This window comes from Nitrospira sp. (assembly GCA_037045225.1).
Lineage (GTDB): Bacteria > Nitrospirota > Nitrospiria > Nitrospirales > Nitrospiraceae > Nitrospira_A.
This window is the reverse complement of the sequence record JBAOHZ010000009.1, coordinates 2,123,539-2,136,008: the sequence shown is the minus strand read 5'-3', so window position 1 is coordinate 2,136,008 and position 12,470 is coordinate 2,123,539. Positions and strand designations below refer to the sequence as shown.

Below are 12,470 nucleotides of genomic sequence, written 5' to 3'. Positions count from 1 at the left end.
TCCCCCGTCCTGCCGGCCGCTTACAAAATATAGCGGCTCAAGTCTTGATCCTTCACAATATTCTGCAAGCGCTCCCGCACATACGCGGCATCCACCACGATCTTCTTTTCTTTCATCTCGGATCCTTCGAACGACACCTGCTCCAGCAAGCGCTCCATAATCGTAAACAGCCGCCGGGCCCCGATATTTTCTGTCCGTTCGTTGACCTGCACGGCCGTTGCCGCAATCTCTGCCACCCCATCATCCGTAAACTCCACCGTGAGGCCTTCCGTCGCCATCAACGCATGGTACTGACGCACCAACGCCCCTCTCGGCTCGGTCAAGATACGCACGAAGTCTTCTTTGGTGAGCGGCGCCAATTCGACACGGATCGGGAACCGGCCCTGTAGTTCGGGAATCAAGTCAGACGGCTTGGCAACATGAAACGCGCCCGCAGCGATGAAGAGAATATGGTCGGTCTGCACGGCGCCATGTTTAGTGCTCACCGTGGTCCCTTCCACAATCGGCAACAAGTCACGCTGCACCCCTTCACGGGAGACATCCGGCCCCATCGCGCGTTCACGCCCTGCGATCTTGTCGATCTCATCCAAAAAGACAATACCGGTCTGCTCGACCTTCGTGATGGCCTCCCGGACCACTTCATCCATGTCGATCAACTTTTGGGCTTCCTCCTGGGTGAGATGCTTGAGCGCATCGGGCACTTTCATCATTCGTTTCTTTTTCTTCCCTTGGAACATACCGCCCAGCATGTCGCGCAGGTTCCCTTCAAGATCCTCCATGCCGCCCGCATTGGAAATCACCCCCAACGGCAACGCCCGCTCCTTCACTTCCACTTCCACGGATCGCTGATCCAGCTTGCCCTCGCGCAGTTGCAGGCGAAGCTTCGATCGCGTGGCATCCGATGATTCTGTGGATTCAGACGTGTCGGCACGTGCCCCGGAAGGTTCGAATCCAGGGGACGTCGAACGCGACGGTGCACCAGGCAACAAGAGATCGAGTAGCCGCTCTTCTCCAAGCCGCGACGCCTTCTCCTGCACCTCTTCCAAGTGCTTGGTCTTCACCAAACTGATGGCCAGCTCAGTGAGATCACGAATGATCGATTCGACATCTCGACCGACATAGCCGACTTCGGTGAATTTGGAGGCCTCCACCTTGATGAACGGCGCTTCGGCAAGTTTCGCCAGGCGTCTGGCGATTTCGGTTTTGCCCACGCCGGTCGGCCCGATCATGATGATGTTTTTCGGCATGACCTCATCACGCAACTCAGGAGCCAGTTGCTGACGACGCCAGCGATTACGGAGCGCAATCGCCACCATACGCTTGGCATCCTGCTGGCCGATCACATAACGGTCCAGCGCTTCGACGATCTGACGAGGTGTGAGGTTATTCACGTTGAGGGGACGGGAGGTCGTTTCGGTCGTCATGGCGGCAGATCCTAACGCGAGAGCGATTCGATCACAATCTGTTGGTTGGTATAAATGTCGATCCCGCCGGCAATCATCAGGGATTCCCGGACGACTTGTTCGGCAACCAGTTCGGAATGCCCCAGCAAGGCGCGCGCGGCAGCCAGCGCATACGGCCCGCCTGATCCGATCGCCAGGATCGCGTCTTCCGGCTCAATCACATCTCCGGTTCCCGAAATGATGAAGGAGTGATCGAGATCGGCCACGGCCAGCAACGCCTCCAAACGCCGTAACGCGCGATCGGTGCGCCAGTCCTTTGCCAATTCCACGGCGGCTCTCGTCAGATTTCCACGATACTCGGCCAGTTTGGCCTCAAACTTTTCAAACAAGGTGAAGGCATCGGCCGTCGCACCGGCAAACCCTGCCAGCACCGTATCACTGTGCATACGGCGCATCTTCCTGGCATTGTGCTTCATGACCGTAGTGCCGACCGTGACCTGCCCATCGCAGCCCATCGTCACCTGGTTGCCTCGTCTCACACACAAGACCGTGGTAGATCGAATGATCATCGCGACCCCTTCCGCTTGGTAGACTCGCTCGCCTCCGTGGCACTCACGGCACGAGGGTGAGTGCGATCGTATAACGCGAGTAGTTGGTCCGTCGCAAGATGTGTATATTTTTGTGTCGTACTGAGCGAGGCATGTCCCAGCATTTCCTGAATGGCGCGCAGATCGGCGCCCTCATCCAATAAATGCGTGGCAAACGAATGGCGCAAGGTGTGAGGATGAACCGCGCCGCCGGTCAGCTGCCGCGAATATTTGGCCACAATGCGCGCAATGGTTCTAGTGGTCAATCGGCCCCCGCGGCTATTGCGAAAGACGGCCACGGCGTCCGATCGCCCAGAGGACGGCCCCGGCACCGTCTGGATCTGCGCGTGGTAGGCATCGATCGCCTCCAAGGCCATGCTCCCGATCGGAATCACCCGTTCTTTCCGGCCCTTTCCACGCACGCGCACCAGCCCTTCGCTCCGGCTGATATCGTCGCAATTCATGCCGACCAATTCACTGACGCGAGCCCCGGTGGAATACAAGGTCTCGAGAATCGCGCGATCCCGCCCCCCTTCCCGCGCTGTGGCACCGGGGAACTCCATCAACGCACCCGCATCGTCTTTCGTGAGAACCTGGGGAAGGTGTTTGGGAAGCTTCGGGGCGCGCACGTCCTCTGCGGGATTCACCTCCAATTGCCCGACACGCACGAGATATCGAAAGAAGCTGCGCAGGCAGGCCAGCTTTCTTGCCAGCGAGGCCTTCTTATCCCCCTTGCGATCCCGTGCGGCGAGAAATTCGCGAATCAGAGCCGGTGTCACCGCTTGAGGCACCAGCGGCCCGCCCGGCTTCAGCACACTCAGCACGAAGGCGTGGAACTGAGCCAGGTCGGACGTATAGGCCCGAATCGTTTGAGGCGACGCGCTCTGTTGGACAGACAAGACGTCTAGGAAAGTCCGGATTGCGCGATCCATGCGTCAAAATCCTCAACGGCTCGTTGCTGGATAAGACGCCGCTTCTGATCCTTGTCGCGCGTCTTGACGGTGACGGGTGGGAACAGCCCGAAGTTCGTATTCATCGGCTGAAAGTGGGCCGGGTCGCTCTTGGCAATATGCGCAATCAAGCAGCCGTGGGCGCTGTTCGGCGGCGGAGTCACCAACGGCTGGTCCGCCAGGCCTCGCGCCGCATTGATGCCGGCAATCCCTCCCATCGCGGCCGACTCGGTATACCCTTCGACCCCGACCAATTGTCCGGCAAAAAACACCGTGCCGCGAGATTTGAGCTGGAGCGTGTCGCGCAGCAGTTGTGGCGAGTTGATGAAGGTGTTGCGATGCAGACTTCCAAGTCGTAGAAATTCAGCATTCTCAAGGCCGGGAATGAGACGAAACACCCGTCGCTGCTCCGGATAGGTGAGTTTGGTCTGAAACCCGACCATGTTGTAGCAGGTCCCATGCGCATTCTCGGTACGCAGCTGCACCACGGCATAGGGACGCACACCGGTCTTGGGATGTTCCAGCCCGACCGGCTTGAGCGGGCCGAACTGCATGGTCTGTCGACCACGCTCGGCCATGACTTCAATCGGAATACAACTTTCAAAATAGGCGATTTTTTCGAACTCTTTCGGTTGGACCTTTTCGGCCGTCATCATCGCGTCGTACAACGCATTGTACGCGGCTTCATCCAGCGGGCAATTAAGGTAATCAGCGCCCCCCTTGCCATACCGTGACGCACGATACACGATGTCCATATTGATCGACTCCGCGTCAATAATGGGCGAAATCGCGTCGAAGAAATAGAGATGCCGCTCGTGGGTCAATTCGCTGATGGCTTTCGATAACTTTTCCGACGTGAGCGGACCTGTCGCAATGATGCAGACGGCGTCCTGCGGAATCTCCGTGACTTCCTCACGCATGATCCGGATATTCGGATGCCCCTCCAGCGCCTGCGTGATTGCCCGGGCGAACTGCTCGCGATCCACTGCTAACGCCGAGCCGGCCGGCACACGCGCCTCCTCAGCGGCACGAATCACCAGCGAGTTCAGGCGACGCATTTCCGTTTTCAAAATGCCGGGGGCATTCAACGGATCGACGGATCCGAGGGAGTTCGAACACACGAGCTCTGCGAGGTCACCGGTCTTATGTGCTTTGGTCATTTCTTTGGGGCGCATTTCGTAGAGCGTCACCTTGGCGCCACGATTCGCGGCCTGCCAGGCGGCTTCTGTGCCGGCCAGACCACCCCCGATGATCACGATGTCTTCACGCATGAATGGGAAACCTTTGAAAAGATGGAAGGAGGCCCATTGTAGGAATCGCCTTTTCTCGATGTCAAGAAACGCGAGGCCCATTCCATTCAGCCCTCGCCCATGAGGCCATCTGAAGCCATTGAACCGGAAGGCCGACCGGAAAAGGCCCCTTGAGTTTGTTGCTCCCTTTTGCCAGACCGTGCTAAACTCCGCCCGCGTGGGCGATTAGCTCAGGGGGAGAGCGCTTCCTTCACACGGAAGAGGCCACTGGTTCGATACCAGTATCGCCCACCATCTTTTCAACGACTTCCGAGACAGTACTCTCCGACACCCTCAACACTGTGGTCATGTTTGTGTCACGGTGTGACCGTCGGTCCAAAATTTCACTCCATCTCGCAGGCTTTCCTGGTAATGATGCGCACAGCGTTGCGTCATCCTCGGCGACTTGTGTCCGAGGAGCCGTTGCACCTTGTAGAGGTCCACTCCCGCCTGGACCAGCCGCGTCACAAAAGTGTGGCGGAGATTAGGGAATGGAGCGCGGGCACTACCAGCTCGCGTAACCATGACGGACAGGCATCGAGCAATCTCACCTCCTCGCCTTCCATCAGCCACCGAGGACCTTGATGGTCTCCTGCGGATTGCTCGCCAAGACCGTAAAGGCCAGCCGATCAATGGTGAGGGTGAATCTAGAATCCATGGGATCTATCGAACTCCTATACGGAGCGCTGTGGGTAGCGCCCCCGTGTTACCAAGACGGGGGCCAACGCGAAGGGAAGGAGGCGTATGGAGGCATATGTGCGCTTTCGTGCGCTAGGAGCGGCAATTGCGTGCATCGTCCAGAGGTAGGATAGGGTCGGAACAAGAAACCAGCTCGTTTTTTAATCCCTGTACGAAAACAAAGTTTGGAATGAATTATTAGACTTGTGGGATAGCATCAGAGTCTGCTGGCCCATTCATTCTATTGGGGCACGATAGTAGCAACATTACCCATGGCCCCGACATCGACGTGTGAAGATAGTCCGGACGCGAGCATTGAGGCAGCGCCAACAACCAATGCAACGTCGAATGCTGATGGGGGAGAACTTGCTGTAGGAGCGTTTCTTAATCAGGCCACTTGTGGGTGCGAGTAAGTCACAGGTGAACATGGCTTCCATTGTTCTTCAAGATTTCTACGATTCGGATACATACTACGTCCTTGACGAGGAGTCTGGAGACTTCTCCATCCAAGACAAGTCTTCTATGCAGCCAAATGAGACCCGCCCGGTCGGATTTGCCGACGTAAAGGCTGTGGGGTGGCCATGGAAAAGAAAAAAATGGCTGATCGCTCTCTATGCCATACATAAGACGCTGCTGCTTCGTGTCGGAGCAAGCACATTTAACTGGGCAAACCCTGACTTGGAGGTTTCTCGCGAGCAACTTTTTGGTTGTTTAAAAAGTTTTAGAGTTGCACAAAATTCAAAAGCAATTCTATCGCTTCTCTACTGTCATAACGATTGGGGAGGAACATTTCCAAATAACCCAGGCGGCGACTTTTGTACACACATTGTATGGAGTCTTCGAAGTCGTGGGGCGATGCTACGTTACATGTATCAATGGCAAGCTATAAGCCAGGGAAAGCCTTTGAATCAGTTACTCTTCAATGAGATCAATTCCCGTATACGCGAACGAGCCGAGGTTGGGAAGCTCTAGCGATACGAACCCCACCTCCCTCTATGACCAGGTCGGGAACTTGACCCGCGTCACCGATCCGGATAGCGTGCTGGCCATGACCTACGACCAGGCCAACAGGCTGCTGAGTGTGAACACAGCCGGCTCGCCGGACCAACCGGCCGTCACCCTGGGGTATGCCTATGACCAGATCGGCAACCGACTGCTCCTCGCCAAGGCGGCCAAGACAACCAGCTATCACTATGCCGGGCTGAATCGCCTGACGGGCCTGGGTAATGGGTTGACCCTGCCGCTGCCGACCACGAATCGCGAGGACTGGCGGAAGGGCGAAGGCTCAGGGCGGATGAACAGGGGACCAATCCCGGTATCCTGCGCAACGGGGTGAGCTTCGCGGCGGGCTTCGCCGGCCAGGCCTTTCAGTTCGACGGAGTCGACGACGAGATCGGGTTCACCAGCGCGGTGGGCCACTTCGGGTATCAAGCCATCGTGCTAATTGTTCTGCTCGAACCTTTAGCCATTCTTGCCCACTAAATTCTCTATCAGAGACTGGTTTAGAGAAGCATTTGGAGGTGCTGGACCAGAAGTCCCAGACTGCAAGCCATACCAGATCAATGCCGATTGGCCGGACAGTCTCTCTGGAAGTGGAGGATTCTAAATGAGAACAGCAAGTCGAACGTTTGTGGAGAGGCTTATTGTATTTGCGTTACTCTGCAGTAGTTTCATGGTTGGTTGCGGCGATTATTCCATTAAGCTCCCAAGAGAATACTCACTCGTCAGGATATATGGAGGCGCATTTCTCATTTATCATCCTGATGGTAAGGTTGCTGTAGATGCAAATGTTGATGGATATAAGGTTTATGGAACAATTGTTGTGGGGCACGTATCAGCCGCGGATCTCGAGCCTGAAAAATCCTATAGCAGGCCGGGATACTTCACTATTAATACAGAAACCCGCGCAATAGACGCTGGTCTCAGCAAACAAGCATTTCTTGATTCATTGCATAAACTCGGGATAGATACCGAACCGGCTTTACTTAAACCGGCCCGTTCGCAATCATAGCAGTGTAAGAAAACTAAATTTGGGGCCAGCAACTGATCCCGCCTCGCAGGCGACCAATATCCTGCATCAGCTCACTGCCACCAGCACCCAGATCAACAAGGCAGAGTATGTCTATAACCCCGTCGGGAATCGGACGAGTCTCAGGGATCGACGAGGCCCACAGGCCTTCGGCTACGATCAGCTCGATCGACTCACCAGTGCGAGCCATTCGTTGCTAGAGGTCTCACTGTCGAATGAGGTCTTGTGTGCCTTGTTCATAGGGATTCGGCCCTCATGGGATCGGCTTCGCTTTCTCATTTGATCCTAGCCTTGAATGGCCCTGAGATTGCGTCGATGAAATGTGACGCACAATTCCTCGCTCATCAAACATGACCGTGAAAGTATTCACGTTGGATGTTGCGCCGCCAGCAAAGAGCCCCACAATCGGGATAAACGTCGCGCCATCGACTTCCACATCCAAATGAGAGTAACTCCAAATCTCCATAATGGTTCCAGGCTGAGATGGCGGCAACCCGGGAATGGCCACATAGCTACCAGATTGGCGGCTAACGCTGTTCGGCTTGCCGAGAATCCGTTTCACGTCCTCCTTTGTGGACGAGTTGAGTATGACTTGAGACGTACGACCTTCATCCACAACGGAAGGGTTGCCACTACTCACGCAGCTTGATGTAAGCAAAAGAAACGCTAGGTACTGAATGGGGAATCCACGGAAGAGGCGAAACGAGAAGAACATAAGCGCCTCGCAGGGTGGCCCATTTTAGGCGGGAGGGGTCAGACTCGCAATGGCACGTAGCAGGAATGTCGAGACTGGTATCGTGATACTTGCGCAGATACAGGCACAAGTGCGATAGCGCATACGGTCATCGAGGGGCCGTATATTGAATATTTTTGACCGGCGACCTTAGCCGGCTTCACATCGATTTGCGCACCCTCGCCTGGGTGCTCGTTGCTGAAGAGGATCGAAAGATCGGCTGCCGGCGACGTCGCGACCTGTGGGCCAGATCGGAGGATAGCCGAGGTTCCAGCAGATCCAGCGGATCGTGGCGGTCACCACCCGAATACGACGCACCCGGCCCAAGCAGAACCGAATGCGCACCGCTCCAAAGTGCAGATCTCGGCGAGCCTGCCCAATCAGCCGAACCGCCTCTATATATCTTGATACCTACTGCGAACTGCAAACCGGCACATCCTGGTCCCTCCCCCGATCCATTGGCCTACTGTTCACCTCTGTAACAGCAATGGACACGCCAGTCTCCTCCTGGACCTCCTGTTGTAGGCGGGGAATCATCTTGTTCAGAAGAGTGTGATAGGTATCGGTATACCGTTCTTCCATCACCTGCTCCAGAGTCAGCTGCGAAGATATTTTCTGCCAGTTGCTCCCCACCTCATCGTTCATCAATTCCGAGGATGGAGACGGCTTTCCTTCCAATAAATCTGATCGACTCGCGACAATGTAGTACAGGGCTTCGACTGGCTTCTTGTCCTTGGTGCACGCAACGGCCTTAAACACACGGGTATCGCGCTCATCAAACGTTCCCGGTTTCTCCGGTTGAGCCAGCCCATCCCCTACCCATGTCAGCGACAGCAACACCAAACCGATCCCGGCAGAGAGATAGCTACCCCATCGACTTGGGGCAGACCGCTTCTGGACGGTGCTGCTCCTAGACAACAATGCAATGACTCGAAGTGCTGTGCCCATGATGTCCCTTTCTCAAGCGCCCGGACCATTCCCAACCTAGCACCGAAGAATTCTATGGGCGACCAGGAATTTCCCCGAAAGGTGGCCCCGGTTGATTGGACAGCCTAATCGCCTCGCTCCTCTGGTTCGCCACCTGCTGGTGGCTTCGGTGAAGTCAGGCTATCACGCGTACCACAGGGCCCGAATCCGGTGCCACCTCTTAACGCGAATGTATCTTTAAGAGGGTGAGGGAAAACAACTTGCCATAAACTCGATCAAACCAGAGAAATCTCCCTGGTCCGCCCTCTTCATCGCTCCAATATATCGTGCTCGAACCTCTTCTCCTTGAGCCATGAGGTGAATCTGAGGCCACTGAGGTAAGGGGTGCTTACGGGAATGGAGAAAAATATCTGTGACAAGCCTGGCGTGCCGCCCATTGCCGTTTCTGAATGGATGAATTTTCGTCAGCCGATTCTGAAGACGTGCGGCCACTTCTATGACTGGCATGTGTGACTCGGTGGAATCCCAGGCAAGAAAGTCGTCACTGAGTAACTTCAGTTGCTCTCGAATCAGGTGCGGCTCACAGCCCATATTGAGTCGTTCTTTGCGATACTGTCCTCCCCACGCCCAAATAGAGCCAAACATACTTCGATGCACAGCGAGGATAAAATCATCCGTGAGCCATGTTGTCCCGCGCTTTTTTCTTCGTGCTTCAAAAATATACTGGTTATAGGCAAGACTGATAGTTTGGGCTTCCGCAGCATTTCGATCAACTCGTGTGACAAGCGAGAGGTTTATCAGGCCTGACGTGTCCTCTCCCGGTGTGGCTCCGGCAAGGTGCGTCTCATCCGCCATCATTCTTCCCTGATATGCGTTTCCTCGTGCTGCGTAAAATGTTGTCTGTGCTCTTTTCGAGCAACTGTCGAAATGCTTCTTCCTCGGGGGCCTGACGTTCAAGCGCCATCGTGCCCATTGTCTGCTTGAGCCGCTTGAGGGCAACCGTGCGTGCCCGTCCTCGGAGTATTTCTTCAAGTGGCTTTTGCGGTCGCGGCTCAATAGAGAGCGTGCAGGAAAGCCCCTCATAGATCCGCCGGAGCGTTCCCAGCTGCGGATCGACTTTTCCAGACTCAATTGCAGCCAGGTTGGGCTGCGTAATATGTGCACGTTGTGCCAATTCACTCTGAGTCATTCTGAGGTAGTTGCGAAGAATGCGTATCCAGTCCCCGGGCGAACGATGGCTGGTCCCTGTTGGAGGCTCAACCGTGAGGCGTGACAGTGCGATATCGTCAAGAATCGTGACCAGCTTTCTCTTCATGGCTACATCATACTGTAAAGAATATAATATTGAGTAGTTTTATATTGCTAACAGCATACCTATTAAAATTTATATACTGCTAGCGATATACTATCGATATTAAGATATTGTTATAATTGATCAATGACGTTAAGCGGGTACTCTTATAGAGTAGTCGTAAGCCAGGGAGAAATGAGGAAGACAGGTCGAGAAGGTGGAGCGTGGATGATTTTCAAGGCTATGGCACTTCCCTCCAGGCAAGAGACCTTGATTCGAACTCGACTTCCTCGACCATAGGGTGGTCGCCTCCCTTCACTGGACAGAATCAGCACCCTGAGCTAGACTTTTCTCACAAGGAACACACATTCGTCTTTACGAATGTTCCGACAGAAGAAAGAGAGGCATAGCATGCGCGGGACTGTAGCAACGATCATCTTAGGATTAGCGCTGACCACTGGCTGCTCGACCACCAATCAGGCTGCGACACAAGACCAGAACTACAACGCGCCGCTCAGCATTTATAGCGCAATGGACAGTACCTCGTTGGTCTATTCCGACCCTACGGCTGCCTCACAGGCCAATGACAACCCCTATCGGTGGCTTGGATTCATCCTCCATCCGGTCGGGCAACTCGTTGACTACACCGTAAACCGCCCGCTGTATGCTATTACCAAACACGCGCCTTACATCTTCGGATACACGTCCGAAGATTCAATGATCGATTCACAGCGCCGGTAGCACTGCTCGACACTTCGCCGGCCGGGCCCCTCCCGGTGGCGAAGTGACATCGCCCGCCCGTCCGACTGCCAGTCGCATCTCCCTAACCATTCAGGTATGCTCTCCTCCGTAATCCTGTTCTACGTTGAACCCGAGCCTCGAACCGGCTATGCATCGCCGCCTCTCACTGCTTCCGTTATGCTTCACAGTCTGCGCCCTCTGGACGGGATGCGAAACTCCGCCCCCCCCCAGGGCTCCGCTTCCCCCTTCGGAGAGCGATCTCGATCTCATGGGGCCCACAAAACTCTGCGATTCACGGCAAGCATTCCTGGCAGTACATCCCGGTGTTGCGCCTCACATCGAAACCTGGGGCAGCGGGCAAGAACTCCGTATTTCCTCCGAGCACAGCCACTCCAAGAGCGATGAATCGTATTTTTTTGACGAGGACGGAACGCTGGTTGGAATGCTGTTCGTGTATCGCGCCGGACTCGATCTGGCCCCCTACAGGACCCTCCGATACACCCTCTCCCAACTCAAACCCAGTCTCGAGTTTTATTTGACGGTGGCACAGTTGGCTGATCGCCAAAACATGGAATCCAGTACCATCTATGACACCGGGGACGAAAAAACGACGACCCGATACCTGGTATTGGGAGAACGCGGCGACCAACGCCTACTCGAAGCGTCCTTTACAATCGATCCGTACGTGAAACTATTTTCTCCATACCGCAAGGAGTTTCTCGACCGCCTCCGCGAGACATCTACGCAGACCGGCGGCCGACAACTCGACAAACAGGGAGCTGAGGACAAGGAGCCCTTCGCGTCCCTGCAACAGTTCGCCCGTGGCCAAACGGCGCAACTTGCCTATTGCGGAACAAAAAACCAGGTCATCGCCCTCGACGCGTACCAAAAGGCCAGCACCTCGGGATTCACCGGGACAATCTGGCAGGCGGAGCTGCGCCACCGTTTGGGCGTCTCCTGGGAAGCGGCCGGCAACTTAGAAAAGGCCAAAAGCGAACTCGTCGCCTCCTTAGCCTTACGCCCTAATTCGCCGGAGGTCGTCAACAACCTTGGTGCCGTGTACTGGAAACTGGGCGAAAAGAAAAATGCTCTGGCCTCCTTCGAAAAAGCCATATTGATGCGCCCTAACTACGCCATTGCCCGTTTCAACGTCGCCGAGGCCATCGCGGATGACAACCCGAGGCGGGCTATTACGGAATATGAAACGTACCTGGCCCTCGTAGAAGGCATTCCCGAAGAAACGGACCGTGCCGCGCTCGCACAAAAACGCGTGCAAGCACTCAAGCACCAGTAGAATTGGGCAGGGCGCTTGATCGGCGTTGAATCGATGTAGGGAACGCGGGGCAGATCAGCGGGGGGACTTTTCGGCTTCTTCCTGACTCGTCTTACACTCGATACACAAGGTCGTCACGGGGCGTGCTTTCAAGCGCTTGTAGGGGATATCGCCCTCACAACCTTCGCAAATGCCATAGGTCTGCGTGACGAATCGCCCCAGCGCCTCATCAATCTTCTTGAGCAGTTTCCGCTCACGCTCGCGAATACGGAACGAGAAATGCTGGTCCGCTTCGGCGGAAGCCTGATCACTCACATCGGGAAACACTTCCAACCCGGTAGGATTCGTCAGCACCACGCCGGCTTCAGCTAAAATCGCCGCACGTTGCCCTTCGAGGTCCGCCAGAATGTCGGGATACTTGACCCCGTTGGCTTTGGATGGCTTTCGCCGAGCGGCGGTTGGAGTGGCTTTTTTCGTGGACGTCTTCATCAAATACTCGGAATCGAGATGCCGGTATTGTCTTCAGAGCGTAACCAGAAATTGGACTATAGCAGCCGTAAATCAACGGG

Annotated in this window: 15 protein-coding genes and 1 tRNA gene; 6 read left to right on the top strand and 10 right to left on the bottom strand. The window is 55.4% G+C overall.

All coding sequences use genetic code 11. The annotated features are described in order from the left end of the window. Positions 1 to 20: 20 nt before the first annotated feature. From hslU to trmFO, 4 genes are read right to left on the bottom strand one after another with little or no spacing between them, the layout of a single operon-like run. Complete coding sequence (gene hslU, locus V9G17_10840) at positions 21 to 1,424, bottom strand: ATP-dependent protease ATPase subunit HslU (GenBank protein MEI2753087.1); 1,404 nt, start codon at positions 1,422 to 1,424, stop codon at positions 21 to 23. An 11-nt stretch (positions 1,425 to 1,435) separates the two neighbouring features. After that, positions 1,436 to 1,972, bottom strand: a complete 537-nt coding sequence (gene hslV, locus V9G17_10835) for an ATP-dependent protease subunit HslV (protein ID MEI2753086.1) — start codon at positions 1,970 to 1,972, stop codon at positions 1,436 to 1,438. Continuing rightward, entirely contained in the window at positions 1,969 to 2,922 is a 954-nt protein-coding gene (locus tag V9G17_10830; GenBank protein MEI2753085.1) for a tyrosine recombinase XerC, read from the bottom strand. Before V9G17_10830 ends, hslV begins: the two co-directional genes overlap by 4 nt. Continuing rightward, positions 2,895 to 4,211 (bottom strand): methylenetetrahydrofolate--tRNA-(uracil(54)-C(5))-methyltransferase (FADH(2)-oxidizing) TrmFO, encoded by a 1,317-nt coding sequence (gene trmFO / locus V9G17_10825; protein ID MEI2753084.1) that lies wholly within the window; start codon positions 4,209 to 4,211, stop codon positions 2,895 to 2,897. The genes V9G17_10830 and trmFO overlap by 28 nt, the downstream gene beginning before the upstream one ends. 198 nt (positions 4,212 to 4,409) lie before the next feature. Between trmFO and V9G17_10820 the strand changes: the two genes are divergently transcribed. Next, a tRNA-Val gene (locus V9G17_10820) sits at positions 4,410 to 4,484 on the top strand. Positions 4,485 to 4,535: 51 nt separating this feature from the next. Here the strand turns inward: V9G17_10820 and V9G17_10815 are convergent. Further along, on the bottom strand, positions 4,536 to 4,754 hold the full coding sequence (locus tag V9G17_10815; GenBank protein MEI2753083.1) for a tyrosine-type recombinase/integrase: 219 nt from the start codon (positions 4,752 to 4,754) through the stop codon (positions 4,536 to 4,538). 579 nt (positions 4,755 to 5,333) lie between these two features. On the opposite strand from V9G17_10815, the gene V9G17_10810 reads away from it, so the two are divergent. From V9G17_10810 to V9G17_10800, 3 genes are all read left to right on the top strand, one after another. Further along, positions 5,334 to 5,879 carry a hypothetical protein gene (locus tag V9G17_10810; protein MEI2753082.1) on the top strand — a complete coding sequence of 182 codons (546 nt, stop codon included), beginning with the start codon at positions 5,334 to 5,336 and terminating at the stop codon, positions 5,877 to 5,879. Continuing rightward, positions 5,866 to 6,243: an RHS repeat domain-containing protein gene (locus V9G17_10805; GenBank protein ID MEI2753081.1), complete on the top strand. Its 378-nt coding sequence runs from the start codon at positions 5,866 to 5,868 to the stop codon at positions 6,241 to 6,243. Before V9G17_10810 ends, V9G17_10805 begins: the two co-directional genes overlap by 14 nt. Before the next feature lie 270 nt (positions 6,244 to 6,513). Beyond that, the gene (locus V9G17_10800) at positions 6,514 to 6,918 is read left to right on the top strand and encodes a hypothetical protein (protein ID MEI2753080.1); all 405 of its coding nucleotides are present in this window, start codon (positions 6,514 to 6,516) and stop codon (positions 6,916 to 6,918) included. 271 nt (positions 6,919 to 7,189) lie between these two features. Here the strand turns inward: V9G17_10800 and V9G17_10795 are convergent, their stop codons facing one another. The 4 genes from V9G17_10795 to V9G17_10780 all read right to left on the bottom strand — a co-directional run bounded on the left by V9G17_10795 (position 7,190) and on the right by V9G17_10780 (position 9,911). Further along, complete coding sequence (locus V9G17_10795) at positions 7,190 to 7,498, bottom strand: hypothetical protein (GenBank protein ID MEI2753079.1); 309 nt, start codon at positions 7,496 to 7,498, stop codon at positions 7,190 to 7,192. Between the two features lie 582 nt (positions 7,499 to 8,080). Then, a complete protein-coding gene (locus V9G17_10790) occupies positions 8,081 to 8,617 on the bottom strand; it encodes a hypothetical protein (GenBank protein ID MEI2753078.1) in 537 nt (178 codons plus the stop codon). Positions 8,618 to 8,833: 216 nt separating this feature from the next. Then, entirely contained in the window at positions 8,834 to 9,454 is a 621-nt protein-coding gene (locus V9G17_10785) for a mobile mystery protein B (protein ID MEI2753077.1), read from the bottom strand. After that, positions 9,441 to 9,911, bottom strand: a complete 471-nt coding sequence (locus V9G17_10780) for a helix-turn-helix domain-containing protein (protein MEI2753076.1) — start codon at positions 9,909 to 9,911, stop codon at positions 9,441 to 9,443. Before V9G17_10780 ends, V9G17_10785 begins: the two co-directional genes overlap by 14 nt. Before the next feature lie 387 nt (positions 9,912 to 10,298). On the opposite strand from V9G17_10780, the gene V9G17_10775 reads away from it, so the two are divergent. Next, positions 10,299 to 10,628: a hypothetical protein gene (locus tag V9G17_10775; protein ID MEI2753075.1), complete on the top strand. Its 330-nt coding sequence runs from the start codon at positions 10,299 to 10,301 to the stop codon at positions 10,626 to 10,628. A 268-nt stretch (positions 10,629 to 10,896) separates the two neighbouring features. After that, positions 10,897 to 11,922, top strand: coding sequence for a tetratricopeptide repeat protein (locus V9G17_10770; protein MEI2753074.1), 1,026 nt, complete (start codon positions 10,897 to 10,899; stop codon positions 11,920 to 11,922). Positions 11,923 to 11,976: 54 nt separating this feature from the next. On the opposite strand, the gene V9G17_10765 is transcribed toward V9G17_10770, so the two are convergent. Next, a complete protein-coding gene (locus V9G17_10765) occupies positions 11,977 to 12,390 on the bottom strand; it encodes a TraR/DksA C4-type zinc finger protein (protein MEI2753073.1) in 414 nt (137 codons plus the stop codon). Between the last annotated feature and the right edge of the window lie 80 nt (positions 12,391 to 12,470).